We start from the raw sequence: 21,718 nt of genomic DNA, 5'->3' as shown, positions 1-21,718 counted from the left end.
CCATGGCCGACTCCCTTGCCCTGTACAAGCAAAAGCGCAACTTTGCCATCACGCCCGAGCCAGCCGATGGCGGGGCGCCGGGTGGGGAGGCGCTGCAGTACGTGATCCAGAAGCACTGGGCCAGCCGCCTGCACTACGACCTGCGCCTGGAGCTCGACGGCAGCATGAAGAGCTGGGCCGTGCCCAAGGGCCCGAGCCTGGACCCGTCCGACAAGCGCATGGCCGTTCAGGTGGAAGACCACCCCATCTCGTACAACACGTTCGAGGGCCAGATACCCCCCAAGCAGTACGGCGCCGGCAAGGTCATCGTCTGGGACCGGGGCTACTGGGTGCCCTTGGGCGATGCGGCCGAGGGCTACCGCAAGGGCAAGCTCAAGTTCGAACTGCATGGCCACAAGCTCAAGGGCCACTGGACGCTGGTGCGCATGCACGGCAAGGGTGGCAAAAGCGATGAACGGCAGCCCCCGTGGCTGCTGATCAAGGAGCACGACGATTTCGAGCGGCCGGCAGCCGAGTTCAGCGTGGTCGAGGAGATGCCCGACAGCGTGGCCTCGCTGGCGCCCCTGGCGCCGCCCCGGCCCGCAGGCGTTGCCCGTGGCGCCGTGGTGCAGGCCAAAGCCGCCAAGCTGGCCAAGGTGCCGCTGCCCGACACCCTGGCACCGCAGCTGGCCACGCTGGTGGACAAGCCGCCAGCGGACACCACGGACTGGCTTTGGGAGCTCAAGTTCGACGGCTACCGCCTGCTGGCCCGGGTGCACAACCGCTCGGTGCGCCTGTTCACGCGCAATGGCAACGACTGGACGCACCGCATGCCCCAGCTGGTCAAGGCCATCGGCGAGTTGCCGATGCAGTCCGGCTGGCTCGACGGCGAGGTGGTAGCCATTGATGCCCATGGCACGCCCGACTTCCAGGCCCTGCAGAACGCCTTTGACGCCAGCGTGGCCAAGGACCTGGTGTACTACGCGTTCGACCTGCCCTATGCCGATGGGCACGACCTGCGTGGCCTGCCCGTGGTGGAGCGCCGCGAAATGCTGCGCGCCCTGGTGGCGCAGGGGGCCAACGACCGCGTGCGCTTCAGCGAAAGCTTCGAGGCCAAACCTTCCGACCTCGTGTCTTCGGCCTGCCACCTGGGCTTCGAGGGCGTGATCGGCAAGCGCAAGTCGGCGGCCTATGCCTCCCGGCGCAATGCCGACTGGATCAAGCTCAAGTGCAGCCATCGCCAGGAGTTCGTGGTCTGCGGCTACACCGACCCGCAAGGCTCGCGCACCGGCATCGGCTCGCTGCTGCTCGGCGTGCATGGCGACGATGGTGCGCTGCGCTACGCGGGCAATGTGGGCACGGGTTTCACCGAACGCACGCTGCAGGAGCTGCACACCAAACTCACCGCGCTGACCACCGCCAAGAGCCCGTTCCCCGAGGGGACCGCCATCGGCAGAAAGGCCCACTGGGTCAAGCCGCGCCTGATTGCCGAGGTGTCGTTTGCCGAGTGGACCAAGGAAGGGCGCATCCGGCACTCCGTATTCCACGGCCTGCGCGCGGACAAGCCGGCGCGGGCCATCGTGCAGGAGAAGCCGCAGGCCATGGAAGCCATCGACAAAAAGAAGAAACCGGCCCGCAAGGCTGGTGTGGCCAAGGCTTCCGAGGCACTGCCCGACTCGCTGCGCATCTCGCATCCCGACCGTGTAATCGACCCCTCCACCGGTATCACCAAGATCGAACTGGTGCGCTACTACGCCACCGTGGCCCCGCTGATGATGGAGCACCTCAAGGGCCGGCCCGTCTCGCTGGTTCGCGCGCCCGATGGCGTGGGCGGCGAGCTGTTCTTCCAGAAGCACCTGGACAAGGGGGCCATGGACGGCGTCACGCTGCTCGACCCCGCGCTCGACGCAGGCCATGCGCCGCTGCTCGAGGTGGCCAAACCCGAGGGCCTGCTGTCGGCCGCGCAGATGAACGTGCTGGAGTTCCACACCTGGAACGCGCGCAAGGACCGCATCGAACGGCCCGACCGCATGACCTTCGACCTCGACCCGGGCGATGGCGTGCCGTGGGACAACGTGCTGGAGGCGGCCCAACTGGTGCAGGTGATGCTGCAGGAGCTGCACCTGCCGGCCTTCCTCAAGACCAGCGGTGGCAAGGGCCTGCATGTGGTCGTGCCGCTCAAGCGGCTGCAGGGCTGGGACGCGGTCAAGGGCTTCTCGCAGGCCGTGGTGCAGCACTTGGCTGACACCATCCCGGCGCGCTTCGTCGCCAAGAGCGGCCCGCGCAACCGGGTGGGCAAGATCTTTGTGGACTACCTGCGCAACGGGCGCGGGGCCACCACGGTGAGTGCCTGGTCCGCGCGCTCGCGCGAGCGCATGGGCATCTCGGTGCCGGTGGCCTGGTCCGAACTGGGCCAGCTCACCAGCGGCGCGCACTGGACGGTGCGCACCGTGGGCGAGCGCCTGCGCCAGGGCAATGCCCCCTGGGACGGCTATGCGGCGGCGGCTGTGTCCCTGTCGGGGGCGATGCGCCTGCTGGCGTATGTGCCCAAGGATGCGGCCAGGAATTGACGGTACTTACACCAGTTTTTCATTAACCAAAGAAGAAGACGCAATGATCAAGATCGGCATCGTGGATGACCACAAAATTGTTCGTGCAGGCCTGCGCCAGTTCCTGGCCGACCATGTGGATCTGCGGGTGGAGGGCGAAGCCTCCAACGGGCGCGAGGCCATCGACCTCATTCGAGAGCATGACATCGACGTCCTGGTGATGGACCTGGCCATGCCCGGGCAGAGCGGGCTCGATGCCATGTCCATGCTGCGCGCCAAGGCGCCGGACATGGGCATCCTCATCCTCAGCGGCTACCCCGAGGAGCACTACGCCATCAACCTCATCCGCCAGGGGGCCAGCGGCTACCTCAACAAGGATTGCAAGCCCGCCGACATTGTCGAGGCGATCCGCGTCATCGCGCTGGGCAAGCGCTACCTCACGCCCACCGTGGCCGAGCTGCTGGCCCAGCAGCTCAACCGGCCGGGTGAGCGGCCACCGCACGAACACCTGTCGGAGCGCGAGTTCCAGGTGTTCCTCAAGCTGGCCCAGGGCGCCAACGTCGGCGACATCGCCGAAGACCTGTCGCTGAGCGTAAAGACCGTGAGCACCTACCGCACCCGCCTGATGGAAAAGCTGCACCTCGACTCCAACAGCGACCTGACCTACTACGCGCTCAAGAACAACCTGATCCAGTAGGCTGGAGCGCGTAAGACAGCGCCGACCCGAGCTTGGGGCGAAGTGCTGCACGGCGCCAGAGCCCGTGACGGCACCATGGAGGCCAGCCTTATCGGAGCCCTCCATGCCCAGCAGATCGCCATCGAACTCGCCCATTCGCCCCCCTTCGTACGCACTGCTGGCGCTGGAGCCCGTGCGCGCCGGATGGGAGTTTGCGCAGCACCAGGTGATGCGCGAAGCCGCCTTGCCCCAGGGTGATCGGCATGCCGTCGTCGTGTTTCCCGGTCTGGCCACCAATGGGCTGGTGACGCGGCCCCTGCGTTCGTTCTGCGAGCGCCTGGGTTACCGCTGTTTCGACTGGGGGCAGGGGCTCAATACCGGCCCCAAGGGTGAGATCGATGCCTGGCTCGACACGCTGGCGCAGGACGTGCAAGCGCGAACCGCCGGCCATGCCGCGCCCATCAGCCTGATTGGCTGGAGCCTGGGTGGCATCTATGCGCGCGAAGTGGCCAAGCGCCTGCGCTCACGCGTGCGCCAGGTAATCACCATCGGGACGCCGGTTGCGGGCGCCGCCGAACACACCAACGTGGGACTGGTGTACCGCCTGCTCAATGGCAGCACGCCCCCAGCCGACTCCAAAATGATTGGAAAGCTGCGCACGGCCCCGCCAGTGCCTACCACGTCAATCTACAGCAGGACCGATGGCGTGGTCGCCTGGCAGGCATGCAGAGACATGAAGCGAGCCGGACGCGCCGAATCCATCGAAATCGAGGGCAGCCATTGCGGCATGCCCTGGAACCCAGCCGTGCTGAGGGTGGTGGCGGACCGCTTGGCCCAGCCATTGCATGCATGGCGCCCCTACGCACACAGCGGCGCCGGCTCGCAGGGCATGCGAGCGTCTGCCGCCCCATGCTGACGCCCGCAGGGGTGGCCCACAGCCCTGCACATCCGAGCGACACCGCCGTTGCACCCCTGATGATCGGCACCGCGGGCTGGGGCCTGCCGCGTGCCAGTCAGCACCGGTTTGCCTCGGCAGGCCCTGCTGGCTCCCATCTGGAGCGCTATGCACAGCACCTGCCGGCTGTCGAGATCAACTCGTCGTTCTACCGGTCGCACCAGCGCAGCACGTACGAACGCTGGGCTGCGGCCACGCCGCCCGCGTTCCGCTTTTGCGCCAAGCTGCCGCGCAGCATCACGCACACGGCGCGCCTGAAGGACACCGAGCCCTTGCTGCAGGCCTTTCTGGACCAGGCGGAGGGCCTGGGTACCCGCCTGGGCTGCCTGCTGGTCCAGCTGCCGCCCAGCCTGTCGCTCGACATTGCGGTGGCCGATGCGTTCCTGGGCAGCCTGCGGCGCCGGCATGCCGGGGGCGGCATTGCCGTCGAACCGCGCCATGCCAGCTGGTTCACGGCCGAAGGGGATGCACTGCTGGCCCACTGGCGGGTCGCCCGCGTACTGGCCGACCCGGTGCTGCACGACCGTGGGCGGGCACCCGGCGGCTGGCCCGGGCTGGTCTATTGCCGGCTGCACGGCTCGCCCCGCGTGTACTACTCGGCCTACGACGCCGCGCTGATCAACGCCCTGGCGTTGCGGCTGCAGACAGCAGCGCGCGAGGCGTGCAGCGTGTGGTGCATCTTCGACAACACGGCGCGCGGCGCCGCGACGGACAACGCACTCGATCTGCACGGGGCGGTGCGGGGCTGAATCCAGTTTGGCTGGCGAGGGACAGCGGGGCTAGATCATTTGGGTTATGGATTTCGGTGGCCGCTTCATTCAGCATCCATGCGTCGCCGCCGATCCGGGGCTGATCCGGCAGGCACGCATGGACAACGTATGGGGATGGCCGCTCAATGGCGGAACAAAGAGGAATGAAGATGGGATTTTTCACTCGGTTGCTCAGGGTCCGTGAGCGAGTCCGATCCAGCCCTGAAGCAGCCTGGGACCCGGAGGACAACGCCAGCGAACTCGTGCTGGACGACGAGGTTGCCGACCACTTCACCCTGGAGATGGACATCGACGCATACATCGCCATCCACGAGCGCTGGCGCACCCGCCTGGAGGACATGGCCCATGGCCGCACGTCCGAGGTGATGCGGCCGGAGCTGATCTGCCAGGACCATCGGTGTGACCTGGGCCGCTGGCTGTTTGGAACCGGACACGCGCGTTACGGGCAGCACACGGTTTTTGCCATGCTGGTGGCCCGGCACCAATACTTTCATCAGCAGGCGGCTGCCGTGGTCACCTTGTTCCAGGCGGGCGAGCAGCAGCAGTCGCTCAGGGTGCTGGGCAGCAACTGCCGCCACGCGTCCAACCAGGTGGTGCTGCTGTTGAAGGAACTCAAAGGTGCCGCCGTGCGCTGAGCCAGGCCAGGCAATTCGGGACCGAAGGGTGCAGGGCGCAGGTGCTGGCCGAGCAGCACCGCAAGAGGGTCCGCCGGTCCCCGTTAGGATAACCCCCCGATGCCCCCGATTTCCCCGGCCTCGCGCCGTGCCCCGATGCCTCCTGTCTCCCCTGACCAAGCTTCTACATCCCCGCCCCGTGGCATGGTCCGCGTGCGCGGCGCCCGCGAGCACAACCTGAAAGATGTGGACGTGGACATCCCGCGCGATGCGCTGGTGGTGTTCACCGGCGTCTCGGGGTCGGGCAAGTCGTCCCTGGCCTTCGGCACGCTGTTCGCCGAGGCCCAGCGGCGCTACCTCGAATCGGTGGCGCCCTATGCGCGGCGCCTCATCGTGCAGGCCGGCGTGCCTCAGGTGGACAGCATCGACGGGCTGCCGCCCGCCGTGGCACTGCAGCAGCAGCGCGGTACGCCCAGCACGCGTTCTTCGGTGGGCAGCGTCACGGCGATATCGAGCCCGCTGCGCATGCTGTACTCGCGCGCCGGCCGCTACCCCGCCGGCCAGCCCATGCTGTATGCCGAGGACTTTTCGCCCAACACCCCGCAGGGCGCCTGCCCGCACTGCCATGGCCAGGGCAGGGTGTACGAGGTGACGGAGCAATCGATGGTGCCCGACGATTCGCTGACCATCCGCGAGCGCGCGGTGGCCGCCTGGCCCCTGGCATGGCAGGGGCAGAACCTGCGCGACATCCTCACCACCCTGGGCCACGACGTGGACGTGCCCTGGCGCAAGCTGCCCAAAAAGCTGCGCGACTGGATCCTCTTCACCGACGAGCAACCCACCGTGCCGGTGTACGCGGGTTTCAGCATCGACGAGGTGAAGGATGCGATGAAACGCAAGCTCACCCCGAGCTACATGGGCACCTTCACCGGTGCGCGGCGCCACGTGCTGCACACCTTCACCCACAGCCAGAGCGCGCTGATGAAAAAGCGCGTGGCCCAGTACATGGTGGGTACGCTGTGCCCGGTGTGCCAGGGCAAGCGGCTTAAGAGCGAGGCGCTGTCGGTCACCTTTTCGGGGCGCGACATCGGCAGCCTGTCGCAGTTGCCGCTCACGGCGCTGGCCGAACTGCTGCGGCCTGCAGCCGAAGGGCGGCTGGGGGAGGGCGACCCCACGCCCGATGCACCCGCAGGCCGCACCAGAAGCAGGCGCCCTGCGGCCCACGCCGCCGCGCCCGATGTGCACCGCACGCACTGGCTGTCCGAAGAAAAGGTGATTGCCGCCCAGCGCCTGGCCAGCGACCTGCGCAAGCGCGTGCTGGCCCTGATCGACCTGGGCCTGGGCTATCTCTCGCTCGACCGCAGCACGCCCACGCTCTCGCCTGGCGAGTTGCAGCGCCTGCGCCTGGCCTCGCAGCTCTCGTCACAGCTGTTTGGCGTGGTGTATGTGCTCGACGAGCCCTCGGCCGGCCTGCACCCTGCGGACGGCGAGGCGCTGCTGGCCGCGTTGCAGGGCCTCAAGGCCGCGGGCAACTCGATATTCGTGGTGGAACACGACGTGGCCACCATGCGCCGCGCCGACTGGCTGGTGGATGTGGGGCCGGCGGCAGGCGAGCACGGCGGCGAGGTGCTCTACAGCGGCCCGCCGGCCGGCCTGGCCGGGGTGGAGCGGTCGCAGACGCGGCACTACCTGTTCGGCGATGCGGCCCGTAGCGTAGTGCAGCGCACGCCGCGCCAGGCCCAGGGCTGGCTGCGGCTGGAAGGCATCACGCGCAACAATCTGCACGGACTCGATGCTGCGTTTCCGCTGGCCTGCATGGCAGCGGTGACCGGTGTCTCGGGCTCGGGCAAGTCCAGCCTGGTGAGCCAGGCCCTGCTGGAACTGGTCTCGGCCCACCTGGGGCGCCCGGTGGTGGCGGACGAGGAGGACACGGCCGGCGCCATGCCCGACGATGGCGAGGCGCCGGCGGGCAATGCGTCGCCGCTGGCCCTCCCGGTGGCAGGGCGCATCGTGGCCGGCAGCGAGCACATCCGGCGCCTGGTGCAGGTGGACCAGAAACCCATTGGCCGCACGCCGCGCTCCAACCTGGCCACCTACACGGGCTTGTTCGACGGCGTGCGCAAGCTCTTTGCCGCCACGCCAGCCGCGCGCAAGCGGCGCTACGACGCGGGGCGCTTCTCTTTCAACGTGGCCAAGGGCCGCTGCGCCACCTGCGAGGGCGAGGGCTTCGTGAGCGTGGAGCTGCTGTTCATGCCCAGCGTGTACGCGCCATGCCCCGCCTGCCACGGCGCGCGCTACAACGCGGCCACCCTGGAGATTGCCTGGAACGGCCTGTCCATCGCCGACGTGCTGGGCCTCACGGTGGATGCCGCCTGCGACGCCTTTGCCGGCGAACCCCAGGTGCTGCGCCCCCTGGCGGTTCTGCGCGACATCGGCCTCGGTTACCTGCGCCTGGGCCAGCCCGCCACCGAGCTGAGCGGCGGCGAGGCCCAGCGCATCAAGCTGGCCACCGAGCTGCAGCGGCCCACCCAGCGCGGCGGCACACTCTACGTTCTGGACGAGCCCACCACCGGCCTGCACCCGGCCGACGTGGACCGCCTGCTTGCCCAGCTCGATGGTCTGGTGGCCGCCGGCAACACGGTGGTGGTGGTCGAGCACGAGATGCGCGTGGTGGCGGCCTGCGACTGGGTGATCGACATCGGGCCCGGCGCGGGCGAGGCGGGCGGGCGCATTGTGGCACAGGGCACCCCGGCCACCGTGGCAGCGGCGAAGGGTAGCCGCACGGCGCCTTATCTGGCCCTGGCCCTCGGCGTGGGCTGATCAAGGGAGCCGTGTCGCGCCCTTGCCACGCTCCTGCAAGTTGGTGGCGCCTGCATGCCAGCGCGGGCAATTCCCCACAAATTCGTTGATACTTTGAGGGGGCGACCAAGCCCAATCGACCCCCGAACAACAACTGGCAGCCAATCCTGGCAACAACGACATGGGAACCACCGGTGGCGCGTGAAGACAACCAGTCCAGAGCCCGGGCCTCGGTGAAGTGGCTTCGGCTGCTGGTCCTGCTGAGCGTGGCCGTGCCCTTGTTCATCTACCTGGTGTTCGGGGCTGTGGGCTACGTAGATGCACGCGAGGAGGCCGAGCTGCGCGTGAGCCGCTCGCTCAGGGTGGCGCATGAGCATGCGGCCAAGGTGATGGCCGCGTCCGAGGCGCTGCAGGATCGGGTGCTGGCCATGGTCAGCGGCAGGAGCCCGCAGGAGCTGCGCATCCATGCCACCGACCTGCATGCGGCCATGCTCGCCCGGGTCAAGGACCAGCCGCAGATCCAGTCCATCTGGGTCATCGATGCCGAGGGCAAGCCCATCGCCAGCAGCCGGTTTGCGCAGGTACCGGTGTTCGAGGTGTCTGACCGCGATTACTTTCAGTTCCACCGCCTGCAGCCGCCGGGGCAGCGCTACCTCTCGGCGCCTCTGGTCGCCCGGACCACGCAGGAGAAGATCATCGACATCAGCATCGGCTTCGAGGACCACAATGGCCAGTTCGGGGGTGTCGTCAACGTCAGCCTGCTCGCCGGGTACTTCCAGGACTTCTACAGCGACCTGGTGGCCGACGAGCCCGGCCTGGCGGTGAACCTGTTTCGCGAAGACGGCGCCATCTACACCCGCTGGCCCCTCGTCGCCAATGCACCCGACCGGCTGGCACCGAGCAGCCCGGTGATGGAACGCCTGCTCAAGGGCGAAGTGGCTGCCCAGATGCGCGGCATTTCGTCGGTGGATCGGCAGGACCGGATCATCGCCTACCGCAAGGTGGGCAGCTACCCCCTGTTCGTGGGCACGGGCATGAACCTGACCGCGCTGCGCAACGAAGTGCTGCGCCAGCTGGGCGCCCTGTTCGCACTGGGCGCGCTACCGGTGGCTGCGCTGTTCTTTGCCGCGCGCATGGCGCTGCGCAATGCGCGTACCGCGCTCTCGACCATGGAAAGCCTGGAAAAGGAGATCGTCACCCGCCGCCGCGCCGAAGAGGCCCTGCTGCAGGCGCAAAAGCTCGAGGCCCTGGGCCGGCTCACGGGCGGCGTGGCTCATGATTTCAACAACGCGCTGATGGTCATCAGCAACAACCTGCACCTGCTCAAGCGCACGGTGCCCGACGCGGGTACCCGCCAGCTCGACTCCATCGCCCGGGCCGTCAAGTCGGCCACCAACCTCACGCGCCAGTTGCTGGCCTTCTCGCGCCGCCAGCCCCTGGTGGCCGAGCATGTCGTGCTGCAGGACAAACTGCCCTCCATCCAGGACCTGATCGCCCCCGTGCTGGGCAGCCAGGTGCAGTTGCAGGTGCGGGTGGACCCCGCCACCGCCCCCGTGGTGCTGGACCTGGCGGAACTGGAGCTGGCGCTGCTCAACCTCTCCATCAACGCGCGGGACGCCATGCCCAAGGGCGGCACCCTCGAGATCCATGCGCGCAACGCCAGCGAGAGCGAAGCGGGCCAGGGTATGCCCGCCATGGTGCTCGTCGAGGTGGCCGATACGGGCACGGGCATCCCGCCGGAGCTGCTCAGCAAGGTGTTCGAGCCCTTCTTCACCACCAAGCCCGTGGGCGAGGGCACGGGCCTGGGGCTCAGCCAGGTGTACGGCATGTGCCAGCGCATGGGTGGGCGGGCCGAGATTGCCAGCGAAGAGGGGGTCGGCACGCGCATCCGCCTGTACTTTCCGAGCACGGAGCCGCAGGCGGCGAGCGAGGAAGCGGGCCCCGCTCCGTCGCTGGCCCCGCTGGGCAAGACCCTGCTGGTGGTGGAAGACAACGACGAGGTCGCGGCCTCCCTGGTGCCCATCCTCGAATCGCTGGGCTGCAGCGTGACGCGGATGGACCGCGCAGCCAAGGCGCGTGCGCTGCTGGAGCAGGGCGAACGGCCCGACCTGGTGCTGTCGGACGTGGTGATGCCCGGCGAGATCGACGGCGTGGCCCTGGCCACGCACATCCGCGCCACATGGCCCGCGCAGAAGCTGCTTTTGATGACCGGCTACGCCGAGCAGCTCGACCACATCCACCACCTGGGCTTCGAGGTCCTGCCCAAGCCCTGCACGCCGCAGATGCTGCATGCGGCGATCGCGCGCATCACCCGGTAGGCGGTGTCCTACGGATTTGCATCCAGTCGGAGAACTGGGCGGGGAGCCGCAGAAAGTGCGTTATTGCCGGGTGCAGCCAGAACATACTGCTGCGGCAACGGACCGCGAGGCCAGGGCCACGGTACAACTGATCAAGGCCAACCACATCAGGCTCTATGGAGCATTGTCGGCATTGGCTGACATGCTGCTGTGCAGCAATTTTCGACAATGGCGGCTTCACCGTTTGCGGAGCCGCCCATGCCGGATACCCGAGAGCCCAGGCGCCATGCCTTGCCGATGCAGGGGACGCCCCCTGCCGTACCCGCATGGATGTGATGGACTGGTTCGACCCCACTTCGTGGACCCACACCGGCGCGGTGGCCGTGGCTGCCGTTGTGGTGGCGGGCATCGTGCACCGCATTGCCACCATGGTGCTCCGGCGGGCCACAGGCCAGGTGCCCGTGTTGCACGCGGTGTTCGAGGCCTGCGTGCCGGTGGTGCGATTGCTGCTGCCGCTGATGGCGCTGCAGCTGGTGTGGCAGGCGTCCAGCGATGAGCTGCGCCACATCGACACGGTGCGGCACTTCAATGGCCTGGCCGCCATTGCCGGCACCTGCTGGCTGCTGATCGCGGCCATCGGCGGGCTGGCCGACGGGGTCATCGCCAAGCACCCGGCCGACGTGGAGGACAACCTCACCGCCCGCCGCATCGCCACCCAGGCGCGCGTGCTCTCGCGCACCGCCATGACGGCGGTGGTGATGGCCGGCCTTGCGATGGCGCTCATGACCTTTCCCGGCGCGCGCCAGGTGGGCGCGAGCCTGCTGGCGTCGGCCGGCGTGGTGGGCATCGTCGCGGGCATCGCTGCGCGGCCGGTGTTCAGCAACATGATCGCGGGCCTGCAGATAGCGCTGGCCCAGCCGTTTCGCATCGACGACGTGCTTATCATCGAGGGCGAATGGGGCAGGGTGGAAGAGATCACCGGCACCTACGTGGTGCTCAAGATCTGGGACGAGCGGCGCCTGATCATCCCGCTGCAGTGGTTCATCGAGCACCCTTTCCAGAACTGGACGCGCACCAGCTCCGAGATTCTGGGTACCGTCTTCATCTACGCCGACTATGCGCTGCCGCTGGACCCGCTGCGCGAGGAGCTCAAGCGCGTGCTCGATGGTGCGCCAGAATGGGACCAGCGCGTGAGCGTGCTGCAGCTCACCGAGGCGACGGACCGCACCATCCAGATCCGCGTTCTGGTCTCGGCCCGCTCCTCGGGCCTGGCGTTCGACCTGCGCTGCCGCGTGCGCGAGGCGCTGGTGACCTTCATCCAGCGCGAGTACCCCGATTGCCTGCCGCAGGTGCGGGTGCCTGGCGGCGCTGCGGCCGGTGCGCTGTTGCAGCAGAAGTGATGTGTGCCATGGAGCGCCGGTTTCAGAGGCTGGGAGTTTTTTCGGCCGTGTCCGAGGAGCGCGTCAACACGCCTCGAATCTAGCCGCAAAGCGCAGCCATGGCTCGGGCTATGGCGAGCATTTGCTTTCGACGAGCCGGGGTGTTTTGGCGTGCAAGGCAGGCATGGACGAAAGACTCTCAGGCCTTGCTGGCCGTCTTCGCCACCAGCGATTCGCCAATCGCATAGAACTGCCCGCCGGCCACATAGTGCAGGCTGCGCCATTCGGGCCCGGCCGTCTCGAAGTGCCAGTGGCCACCCGAAAACACGCGCGTATCGGCCCAGGCGCCCACCACCTCGCCGATGAAGAGGTCGTAGGCCTGCTGGTTGTGCGGCTCGGGGATGAGCCGGCAGGCCAGCCAGGCCGAGCAACCTGCGACGAAGGGCAGGTCGTGCCCTTCGATGCCGAACAGCTCCACGCCGTGGTGGCGCAGCTTGTCCTTGTCCTGGTGCAGGCTGGTGTTGCCCACGTCGTGCGTGAGCTGCATCTGCGCGGCTGTGGGCACCTGGATCACGAAATGGCCGCTGTGCTCGACCAGCGCGCGCGTGCGCGTGGCCTTGTCGATCACCACCGTGAGCTTGGGTGGCGCAAAGTCGAGCGCGCAGGCCCAGGCGGCGGACATCACGTTGTCCACCCCGGCGTGGCGGGCTGACACCAGCACCGTGGGGCCGTGGTTGAGAAGGCGGTAGGCCTTGGCCAGATCGACCGGGGCCAGATGGCTGTTCATGGGATTCCTTGGGGGGTTGCAGGTGCGCTGGCGCAGCGAATCTTCCAGCGATGATAGGTGCGCTTTAATCCCTTGACTTGGAGTGCACTCCAACTTTTAGGATCGGTCCCATGGCATCCCATCTCACCATCTCCGAGGTCGCCGAGCGCACCGGACTGACCGCACACACCCTGCGCTACTACGAGCGCGCAGGGCTGATCGCGCCCGTCCACCGCGCACCCGGCGGCCAGCGCCGCTATGCGGCGTCGGACATGGAGTGGATCGGATTCCTGCTGCGCCTGCGCGAGACCCGCATGCCCATCGGGCAGATGCAGGCCTTCGCCAGGCTTCGCGGCGAAGGGAATGCAACCGTGCCAGAACGCCGCCAGTTGCTGGAGCAGCACCTGGCAGACGTGCTGGCGATGATCGAGTCCATGCAGCGCTCCGCCGGGGCGCTGCAGGACAAGATCGCCCACTACCGGGCCTTGGAGACGCGTTCCCTTGCAGCCGCACCCCCGCCACCTGAAAGGAAACCCCGTGCTTCAAGCCTTCCCCAAACATCCCGCCCCCGACCGCTACCAGCAGGGCCTGGCCAAACTGCGCGAAATCGACGGTGAGGCCGGCGAGCGGGTGATCGACAGCCTGGCCAGCATTGCGCCGGACTTTGCGCGCTACCTGATCGAGTTCCCGTTCGGCGACATCTACTCGCGCCCCGGCCTGGATCTGCGCAGCCGCGAGATCGCCGTGGTTGCGGCACTCACCGCCATGGGCAATGCCGCGCCGCAGCTCAAGGTGCACCTGCAGGCGGCCCTGAACGTGGGCGTCACGCGCGAGGAAATCGTCGAGGTCATCATGCAGATGGCCGTTTACGCGGGCTTCCCGGCGGCGCTCAACGGCCTGGCCGCGGCACGCGAGGTGTTTGCCGCGCAGGAACTGGAGGGCGCGTCTGCGTGAGGGAAAGGTGAGTTGCTGCACGTCATGACAGGTTGCTGGATCGCCCGCAGCGGCTGCAGCTGCAGCCCGATAGCAAAAGCGGCTCTATCCTGCATTTCTTCGTGTGGCAATAAATTAATTGCCACAATTGGCGTACATTGCCAGCTTGGGCTGCGTCCGCAGGTGGACTGACATGCCAACCATGTACCCCATCGTTGCTGCTGCCATGGAACCGCTTCTCGCCCGACTTTCCGACTCCGTCGTCCAGGCCAAGACGCTGGAAGAACTGACCCGCCCGCTGCTGGAGATGCTGGAGAAGGTCACGCGGCTGGAATCCACCTACCTGACCACCATCGACTTCCAGCGCGCGCTGCAGCACGTGCTGTACTCACGCAATACGCGCAAAATGGAGATTCCCGAGGGCCTGACCGTGCCCTGGGGCGACACCCTGTGCTACCGTGCCCTCAAGGAAGGCCGCATGTTCACGGCCGACGTGCAGGGCTGCTGGGGCGACTCGGAGGCTGCGGCCGCCCTGGGCATCCAGACCTATGTGAGCATGCCGGTGCGGCTGTCCGACGGCGCGGTCTATGGCACGCTGTGCGCAGCCAGTGCCGAGCGCACCGAACTCACTCCCGAGACCGAGAAGATCCTGCAGCTGTTCGCCGGCCTCATTGCCCAGCAGGTCGAGCGCGAGCAACTGCTGGAGGAGCTGCAGCGCAAGAACGAATTGCTGTCCACCATGGCCTTGCTGGACCCCCTCACCGGCGTGCCCAACCGCCGCGCCCTGTTCGAAGAGCTGGAGCGGCTGCATGCGCGCTCACGGCGCTCGGGCAGCATGGTGATGGTGGCTTTTCTCGACCTCGACGGCTTCAAGCAGGTCAACGACAGCCACGGCCACGAAGCGGGCGACGCCTTGCTGTGCGCCATTGCCAACCAGTTGCGCGCTGCCATGCGCGAAAGCGACTTCCTGAGCCGGTTCGGCGGGGATGAGTTCGTCTTCGTCGGCCCGGGCCCGCAGCGCGAGCAAGACGCCGACGAAGCCATCCACAGCCTGCGCCAGCGCCTGCAGCAGGCCACGGTGTGCCGCATTCCATTGGCCGGCCAACGCATCCTGGAGTACCCGGGGGCCAGTGTGGGCGTGGTCTGCTCCGACCCCGGGCTGAATACGGCCGACGCGGCCATCCGCCATGCGGACGAGGCCATGTACCAGGCCAAGCACGAGCGCCGCAGCGCTGCGCTGCAGCACTGATACGGATTTGCCTTCAACCGTCTAACGTCGTTGGTTCGCCTTGCCGTGCTATAGCACTGTCTGCGGCTCCCCGCCTAGTTATACGATCGAATGCAAATCCGCATGAAGCCCGGCGGGGGGCCTTTCCGCTCAGCGGTCATCCGCCGCGCAGTCTGCCGCCGGGCGCACATTGGTCATGCACTGCGCAAACGTCCGCGCCTTGGCCCACATCGCCGCATTGACTTCATGGCCGGCGCCTGGTGCGACGTAGGTGTAGAACGCAGCGGGCTTCCTGGCCCCGTCGGGGATGGTCGTCAGGATGCGCGCCCGGGCGCCCGAGGCCCCGTAGCCCGAGCTGCCCAGACCGACCGGTGGGAACAGCTGGTCGGCGCTGCCCGAGACCGCTGCGACGCGGATGGCGGCACCGTTGACCCGGAAATCATTGGGCTGCTCGTACGTTGTGCCGGTGGCATTGCAGTCGTAGTCGCAGCCCCCGGCCAGCGCAATGGCGCCCTGCAGCCGGTGCTTGGTGGCCACCGTGAAGATGAGGTTGCTCGAGAACGAGGTGCCGGCCACGACGATGCGGCTGGTGTCGATGGGCAGGTTGCGCTCGGCGACGGCGGCCTTGATCGCCGCCAGGCCCAGCCCGAAGTCCGAACTGGCGATGTCGAAGGTCTCGTTCACGTTGGTGCGCGCAATCAGCGGGCTGCTCCAGTTGTCGCACCCACGGTACTCGAAGGTGGCCGCTGCCATGCCGGCAGCGCTGAACTGGTCCAGCCCGGCCGGGTCCTGCGGCACGGGCGCCGGCGGATTGCCATTGGGTGCCCAGCCCGCCAGACTGATCACCAACGGCACCTTGGCCTGGGCCGTGGCACCGGCCGGGATCTTGAGGGTGATGGCCGCCTGGGGCAGGTTGGAGCAGGTGGCGACGACCCGGCCTTGCGCGTTGTACCAGTACTGGGTGTTCGGCTGGGGCGCATAGGCCAGCTGGAGGGTCTGGGCTGCGCCGCCGCCGCCACCACCACCCGGGTTGCCGGCAGGGGGCGTGGCTGCTTCCAGGCCGAACCGCCCGTCTGCGCCGTAGCGCAGCACCACGTTGGTATAGATATCGGCTCCCACCGTCAGGCTGGGGATGCGCAACGCGCCATCGTTCAGGTTGAGGGTTGCCTGCGCGCTTGCGAGCGGGCTGTGGGCCGCGATCGCCGCGGTGATGGCCAGGAGGCAGAAATGCTTCATCGGACTACTCCAGTTGGAAGGGCAGGAAGGGCTGGGGATGCTTGGGTGCCTGCCGCAGCTCACGCACTTGACTCCTGGAATGCCGGCTTGGCGTTGGATCGATGATTCCAGGTGCGCCAAGGTTAGGTCTGAGGGGCCCGGGCAACAAGCCTTCGGCCGCGCTGGAGTGTTAACTACTTCTCGATCCGGGGGCGCAAATTCAGGCTTTCGGGCCTGGGGCAGGCGCGTCCCCTGCCATTGCCCGCTCGCGCACAGCTCGCGGATCACCTCGCCATCAGCCGGCAGATCGCGCGCTTGGCGCCCGGGGCGCTGTTTCGCTGTCCTGCGCTGTGGCGAAGATCTTGCCTTTGTTCTGCAGCGCTGCGAAATCGTGGTGCTGCTCTTCGGTCACTTCGGGGAAGGGCATGGCCCGTTGGCAGATGGTTGACAGCCTCATGCGCGTTGTCTCCGGTTGCCGATCTGGGGCAGTTGCATGCGGGCCGGGCAAGGCCGCACAGCCAAGAAAAAACCCCAAGCAGCGTGAGCCACTTGGGGTTGTATCTTTGGCGGAGAGGGCGGGATTCGAACCCGCGGTGGGGATTAGCCCACACACGCTTTCCAGGCGTGCGACTTAAACCGCTCATCCACCTCTCCGAAGCCTTCGATTATAGCCACAGGTTTGGGCTGCTTTTGGAAGTTGGGGCAGAGCGGTGCAAAAAAACGCTCCGCTGCCTGAGCGCTCCGTCATCCGGAGCGTGGTGTCACACGGTTCTTTGCGTCGTCTGCACCATCTTCATCGCCGAGCCAATCAGGGCCGAGACCTCGGTCATGTTGCTGGGCACGATGAGGGTGGTGGTGGCATCGGCGGCCACCTTGCCGTAAGCCTCCACGGCCTTTTCGGCGACCTTGAGCTGCACGGCCTGTTCGCCGCCGGGCTGGCGGATGGCGGCGGCCACGCGCTCGATGGCCTGGGCGGTGGCTTCGGCCACGGCCATGATGGCTGCGGCCTCGCCCTGGGCGTTGTTGATCTGGGCCTGCTTTTCACCTTCGGAGCGGGCGATGAAGGCCTCGCGCTCGCCAGTGGCGATGTTGATCTGCTCCTGGCGCCGGCCCTCGGAGGCGGCGATCAGGGCGCGCTTTTCACGCTCGGCGGTGATCTGGGCCTGCATGGATCGCAGGATTTCGGCCGGGGGCGTCAGGTCCTTGATTTCATAGCGCAACACCTTCACGCCCCAGTTCAGGGCCGCCTCATCGATGGCCTGGACCACCTGGGCGTTGATGATGTCGCGCTCTTCGAAGGTCTTGTCCAGTTCGAGCTTGCCGATCACCGAGCGCAGCGAGGTCTGGGCCAGTTGCGTCACGGCCATGATGTAGTTGGACGAGCCGTAGCTGGCGCGCATGGGGTCGGTCACCTGGAAGTACAGGATGCCGTCCACCTGAAGCTGCGTGTTGTCGCGCGTGATGCAGACCTGGCTGGGCACGTCGAGCGGGATTTCCTTGAGGCTGTGCTTGTAGGCGACCTTGTCGATGAACGGGATGATCAGCTTGAGTCCAGGCGCCAGCGTGCTGTGGTACTTGCCCAGGCGTTCCACCACCCAGGCGTTCTGCTGGGGCACCTGCTTGAAGCTGCGGATGATGAAGACCGCCACGATGACGATGATGACGAGCGCGATGTAGGTTTTGTCCATGGACGACTTTCAGTGTTCTTGAACGTTGGGGGTTACATGGGGTCGACCAGCAGGCGGTTGCCCACCAGTTCGGCGACCCGGTGCATGCCGGTGGAAGGGGTGACACCCGGGCGGTGGATGGCCGTCCACATGGCGCCCCGGTATTTCACGGTGGTGGTGCCATCGGGGTTCCAGCCCTCGATGAGGATGGTTTCACCCACGTCCATGTTCACGCTGCGGTCTGCGCGCGGTGATGGGTCGCCCGGGCGCTTGCGCCTGGCAAAGTGCCAGGCCACCACGGCCCCGCCGCCCACCAGGGCCGCAACGATGATCTGCAAGGCCGAAGACAGGCCCATGTGCGCGGCCAAGGCCGCCGCAACCAGGCCCACGGCCATCATGAGCAGGTAAAACGTGCCCGTGAGCATTTCTGCCACCACCACGATCCCTGCCGCCAGCCACCAGATGGTGGATTCCTCCATGTGTACCTCCTCCTGTGTTGTGTGTTCTTCCGATTCTGAACAGCCTGTGTGTCTGTTCTTAATCCACCACATTCTGGGTCAAAAGAACCCCAGGTCAAAGGCCTGACTTCGTTATTCCTTACACTTCGCGCCTATTTCGTTTTTTGGCCGGCAGGGCACGGTTTCACGGAGGCTGCGCATGAAGTTTCGTTTTCCCATCATCATCATCGATGAGGACTATCGTTCCGAGAACACCTCGGGTCTGGGCATCCGCGCCCTGGCGCAAGCCATCGAGGCCGAGGGCTTCGAGGTGGTGGGGGTCACCAGCTATGGCGACCTGTCGCAGTTCGCGCAGCAGCAAAGCCGCGCCAGTGCGTTCATCCTGTCCATCGACGACGAGGAGTTCACCGTGGGCGAGGGGCTCGACCCCATCGTGCTGAGCCTGCGCAGCTTCATCGGTGAAGTGCGCCGCAAGAACACCGAAGTGCCGATCTACGTGCACGGCGAGACCAAGACCAGCCGCCATCTGCCCAACGACATCCTGCGCGAGCTGCACGGCTTCATCCACATGTTCGAGGACACCCCCGAATTCGTGGCGCGCCACATCATCCGCGAGGCCAAGAGCTACCTGGAGGGCGTGCAGCCGCCGTTCTTCAAGGCGCTGCTCGACTACGCCGAAGACGGCTCGTACAGCTGGCACTGCCCCGGCCATTCGGGCGGCGTGGCCTTCCTGAAAAGCCCGGTGGGCCAGATGTACCACCAGTTCTATGGCGAGAACATGCTGCGCGCCGACGTGTGCAATGCGGTGGAAGAGCTCGGCCAGCTGCTGGACCACAACGGCGCCATCGGCGAGAGCGAGCGCAATGCCGCGCGCATCTTCAATGCCGACCACTGCTTCTTCGTGACCAACGGCACCAGCACCTCCAACAAGATGGTGTGGCACCACACGGTGGCCCCGGGCGACGTGGTGGTGGTGGACCGCAACTGCCACAAGTCCATCCTGCACAGCATCATCATGACCGGGGCCATCCCGGTGTTCATGAAGCCCACGCGCAACCACTTCGGCATCATCGGGCCCATTCCGCAAAGCGAGTTCGAGCCGGCGGCCATCCAGGCCAAGATCAAGGCCAACCCCTTGCTCAAGGGCGTGGACGCTGCCAAGGTCAAGCCGCGCGTGCTTACGCTCACGCAGTCCACCTACGACGGCGTGCTCTACAACACCGAGACCATCAAGGGCATGCTCGACGGCTACGTGGAGAACCTGCACTTCGATGAAGCCTGGTTGCCGCACGCGGCCTTCCACCCCTTCTATGGCACCTACCATGCCATGGGCAAGAAGCGCACGCGCCCCAAGCACTCGGTGACCTATGCCACGCAGTCCATCCACAAGCTGCTGGCCGGCATCAGCCAGGCCAGCCACGTGCTGGTGCAGGACTCGCAGACCACCAAGCTGGACCGCCACCTCTTCAACGAGGCCTACCTGATGCACACCAGCACCAGCCCGCAGTACAGCATCATCGCCAGCTGCGACGTGGCGGCCGCCATGATGGAGCCGCCCGGCGGCACCGCGCTGGTGGAAGAGAGCATCCTGGAGGCGCTCGACTTTCGCCGCGCCATGCGCCAGATCGAAAACGACTTCGGCAAGAAGGACTGGTGGTTCAAGGTCTGGGGCCCCGACAAGCTCGTGGAAGAGGGCATGGGCCGTGCGGAAGACTGGATCATCCGCAGCGACAGCAAGAGCAAGAAGGCCGGCGCCAAGTGGCACGGCTTTGGCCAACTGGCCGACGGCTTCAACATGCTGGACCCGATCAAGTCGACCATCGTCACGCCGGGCCTGAACCTGGACGGCAAGTTCGACAAGACCGGCATCCCCGCGTCCATCGTCACCAAGTACCTGGCCGAGCACGGCGTGGTGGTCGAGAAGACCGGCCTGTACAGCTTCTTCGTGATGTTCACCATCGGCATCACCAAGGGCCGCTGGAACACGCTGCTCACCGCGCTGCAGCAGTTCAAGGACGACTACGAGAAGAACCAGCCCATGTGGCGCATCCTTCCCGAGTTCTGCCAGCAGCACAAGCGCTACGAGCGCATGGGCCTGCAGGACCTGTGCCAGCACGTGCACGAGATGTACGCCAAGTACGACATCGCGCGCCTGACGACCGAGATGTACCTGTCGGACCTGACGCCTGCCATGAAGCCATCGGACGCGTACGCGCACATCGCGCACCGCAAGACCGAGCGCGTGGAGATCGACCAGCTCGAAGGCCGCATCACCGTGGGCCTGGTCACGCCGTACCCACCGGGCATTCCGCTGTTGATCCCTGGTGAAGTGTTCAACAAGAAGATCGTGGACTACCTCAAATTCGCCCGCGAATTCGCCAAGCTGTGCCCGGGCTTCGAGACCGACATCCATGGCCTGGTCGAGGTCGAGGACGAGGGCGGCCACGTGCGCTACTACGCCGACTGCGTGGCCGAGGAAGTGCCAGCCAAGCCCACCAAGAAGAACCCCAAGCCGCTGGCGACTGACAAGAACCTGGTGCAGGTGGGTTCGGACGGGCCTTTCGGCCGCACCATCTAGCAACCAATGGCAGGGTTCGGCAAAGCCCGGACCCTGCAGATCGATCGCCCCCGACCAGCGCTGGGGGCGATTTTTTTTGGGCTTTTTTTTCTGCGGTTGAATCCGATGCATTGCGGGCGCCGTATTGATTGACAGCCGCGTGGCATTTCTCATGCGGTCAAAGACAACCAGTCAGTCCATCAATCGACTTCAGGAGATTTTCATGACCATCCGTTTCAATGCCCGCCTCGCGTCCATCGGTATCGCCGCAGCTCTGGCTGCCGCAGCCATCCCCTCCATGGCTGCCGATGTGATGGTGGGCGGCGCCCCCATGATGGCCAGCAAGGACATCATCGACAACGCCGTGAACTCCAAGGACCACACCACGCTGGTGGCAGCAGTCAAGGCTGCCGGCCTGGTCGATACCCTGAAGGGCCCAGGCCCGTTCACCGTGTTCGCACCCACCAACGCCGCGTTTGCAGCCCTGCCTGCCGGCACGGTGGACACGCTGCTCAAGCCCGAGAACAAGGCCACGCTGACCACCGTGCTGACCTACCATGTGGTGGCGGGCAAGTGGGATGCGGCGGCCTTGTCGAAGATGATTGCCGATGGCAAGGGCATGGCCAGCATCAAGACGGTGGCGGGTGGCACGCTCACGGCCAAGGCCAGTGGCAAGACCATTTCGCTGACCGATGAAAAGGGTGGTATGGCGAATGTGACGATTGCGGATGTTTACCAGTCCAATGGCGTGATCCATGTGGTGGACAAGGTGCTGCTGCCTAAGTGATGATGGGTTGTAGGTTCTGAAGAGTGGCCGCTGATCGCGGCCATTTTTTCGTGCCGGATGGTGGGCTGTGCGAGCTGTGTGCCTGTGCT

General features: G+C 66.5%; 18 protein-coding genes and 1 tRNA gene. 13 read left to right on the top strand and 6 right to left on the bottom strand.

Translation table 11 applies throughout. The annotated features are described in order from the left end of the window. Positions 1-2 precede the first annotated feature (2 nt). The 8 genes from ligD to ASE28_RS15835 all read left to right on the top strand — a co-directional run bounded on the left by ligD (position 3) and on the right by ASE28_RS15835 (position 12,039). Entirely contained in the window at positions 3-2,549 is a 2,547-nt protein-coding gene (gene ligD, locus ASE28_RS15870) for a DNA ligase D (RefSeq protein ID WP_235516138.1), read from the top strand. Positions 2,550-2,592: 43 nt separating this feature from the next. Continuing rightward, a complete protein-coding gene (locus ASE28_RS15865; protein ID WP_057202890.1) occupies positions 2,593-3,225 on the top strand; it encodes a response regulator transcription factor in 633 nt (210 codons plus the stop codon). A gap of 103 nt (positions 3,226-3,328) precedes the next feature. Further along, positions 3,329-4,120 (top strand): triacylglycerol lipase, encoded by a 792-nt coding sequence (locus ASE28_RS15860; protein WP_057267447.1) that lies wholly within the window; start codon positions 3,329-3,331, stop codon positions 4,118-4,120. Further along, the gene (locus ASE28_RS15855; RefSeq protein WP_057202888.1) at positions 4,114-4,908 is read left to right on the top strand and encodes a DUF72 domain-containing protein; all 795 of its coding nucleotides are present in this window, start codon (positions 4,114-4,116) and stop codon (positions 4,906-4,908) included. Before ASE28_RS15860 ends, ASE28_RS15855 begins: the two co-directional genes overlap by 7 nt. 170 nt (positions 4,909-5,078) lie before the next feature. Further along, positions 5,079-5,564 (top strand): CZB domain-containing protein, encoded by a 486-nt coding sequence (locus ASE28_RS15850; RefSeq protein WP_057267474.1) that lies wholly within the window; start codon positions 5,079-5,081, stop codon positions 5,562-5,564. 135 nt (positions 5,565-5,699) lie between these two features. Continuing rightward, positions 5,700-8,363, top strand: coding sequence for an excinuclease ABC subunit UvrA (locus tag ASE28_RS15845; protein ID WP_057267446.1), 2,664 nt, complete (start codon positions 5,700-5,702; stop codon positions 8,361-8,363). Between the two features lie 173 nt (positions 8,364-8,536). Beyond that, positions 8,537-10,660 (top strand): hybrid sensor histidine kinase/response regulator, encoded by a 2,124-nt coding sequence (locus tag ASE28_RS15840; RefSeq protein WP_082608089.1) that lies wholly within the window; start codon positions 8,537-8,539, stop codon positions 10,658-10,660. A gap of 305 nt (positions 10,661-10,965) precedes the next feature. Continuing rightward, entirely contained in the window at positions 10,966-12,039 is a 1,074-nt protein-coding gene (locus ASE28_RS15835) for a mechanosensitive ion channel family protein (RefSeq protein WP_369818198.1), read from the top strand. A gap of 178 nt (positions 12,040-12,217) precedes the next feature. Here the strand turns inward: ASE28_RS15835 and ASE28_RS15830 are convergent, their stop codons facing one another. Further along, complete coding sequence (locus ASE28_RS15830; protein WP_057267444.1) at positions 12,218-12,805, bottom strand: flavin reductase family protein; 588 nt, start codon at positions 12,803-12,805, stop codon at positions 12,218-12,220. 110 nt (positions 12,806-12,915) lie between these two features. Between ASE28_RS15830 and ASE28_RS31435 the strand changes: the two genes are divergently transcribed. The 3 genes from ASE28_RS31435 to ASE28_RS15820 all read left to right on the top strand — a co-directional run bounded on the left by ASE28_RS31435 (position 12,916) and on the right by ASE28_RS15820 (position 14,966). Further along, the gene (locus ASE28_RS31435; RefSeq protein WP_082608088.1) at positions 12,916-13,401 is read left to right on the top strand and encodes a MerR family transcriptional regulator; all 486 of its coding nucleotides are present in this window, start codon (positions 12,916-12,918) and stop codon (positions 13,399-13,401) included. Beyond that, positions 13,322-13,738 (top strand): carboxymuconolactone decarboxylase family protein, encoded by a 417-nt coding sequence (locus tag ASE28_RS15825; protein WP_057267472.1) that lies wholly within the window; start codon positions 13,322-13,324, stop codon positions 13,736-13,738. The genes ASE28_RS31435 and ASE28_RS15825 overlap by 80 nt, the downstream gene beginning before the upstream one ends. A gap of 205 nt (positions 13,739-13,943) precedes the next feature. Further along, the gene (locus tag ASE28_RS15820) at positions 13,944-14,966 is read left to right on the top strand and encodes a sensor domain-containing diguanylate cyclase (RefSeq protein ID WP_057267471.1); all 1,023 of its coding nucleotides are present in this window, start codon (positions 13,944-13,946) and stop codon (positions 14,964-14,966) included. 129 nt (positions 14,967-15,095) lie between these two features. Here the strand turns inward: ASE28_RS15820 and ASE28_RS15815 are convergent, their stop codons facing one another. The 5 genes from ASE28_RS15815 to ASE28_RS15800 all read right to left on the bottom strand — a co-directional run bounded on the left by ASE28_RS15815 (position 15,096) and on the right by ASE28_RS15800 (position 18,306). Next, positions 15,096-16,181: a hypothetical protein gene (locus ASE28_RS15815; RefSeq protein WP_057267443.1), complete on the bottom strand. Its 1,086-nt coding sequence runs from the start codon at positions 16,179-16,181 to the stop codon at positions 15,096-15,098. A 274-nt stretch (positions 16,182-16,455) separates the two neighbouring features. Beyond that, complete coding sequence (locus ASE28_RS32065) at positions 16,456-16,617, bottom strand: hypothetical protein (RefSeq protein WP_157421998.1); 162 nt, start codon at positions 16,615-16,617, stop codon at positions 16,456-16,458. A gap of 107 nt (positions 16,618-16,724) precedes the next feature. Beyond that, positions 16,725-16,814, bottom strand: a tRNA-Ser gene (locus ASE28_RS15810). Between the two features lie 107 nt (positions 16,815-16,921). Continuing rightward, positions 16,922-17,848, bottom strand: coding sequence for an SPFH domain-containing protein (locus ASE28_RS15805; protein WP_057202880.1), 927 nt, complete (start codon positions 17,846-17,848; stop codon positions 16,922-16,924). Between the two features lie 32 nt (positions 17,849-17,880). Then, complete coding sequence (locus ASE28_RS15800) at positions 17,881-18,306, bottom strand: NfeD family protein (RefSeq protein WP_057202879.1); 426 nt, start codon at positions 18,304-18,306, stop codon at positions 17,881-17,883. A 178-nt stretch (positions 18,307-18,484) separates the two neighbouring features. Between ASE28_RS15800 and ASE28_RS15795 the strand changes: the two genes are divergently transcribed. Both ASE28_RS15795 and ASE28_RS15790 read left to right on the top strand, forming a co-directional pair. After that, positions 18,485-20,863, top strand: coding sequence for an arginine/lysine/ornithine decarboxylase (locus tag ASE28_RS15795; RefSeq protein WP_057267442.1), 2,379 nt, complete (start codon positions 18,485-18,487; stop codon positions 20,861-20,863). A gap of 202 nt (positions 20,864-21,065) precedes the next feature. After that, a complete protein-coding gene (locus ASE28_RS15790; protein WP_057267441.1) occupies positions 21,066-21,629 on the top strand; it encodes a fasciclin domain-containing protein in 564 nt (187 codons plus the stop codon). Positions 21,630-21,718 lie beyond the last annotated feature (89 nt).

This window comes from Acidovorax sp. Root219 (assembly GCF_001428665.1).
In the GTDB taxonomy this organism is placed as follows: domain Bacteria; phylum Pseudomonadota; class Gammaproteobacteria; order Burkholderiales; family Burkholderiaceae_C; genus Acidovorax.
This window is presented reverse-complemented; position numbering and strand designations above follow the sequence as displayed.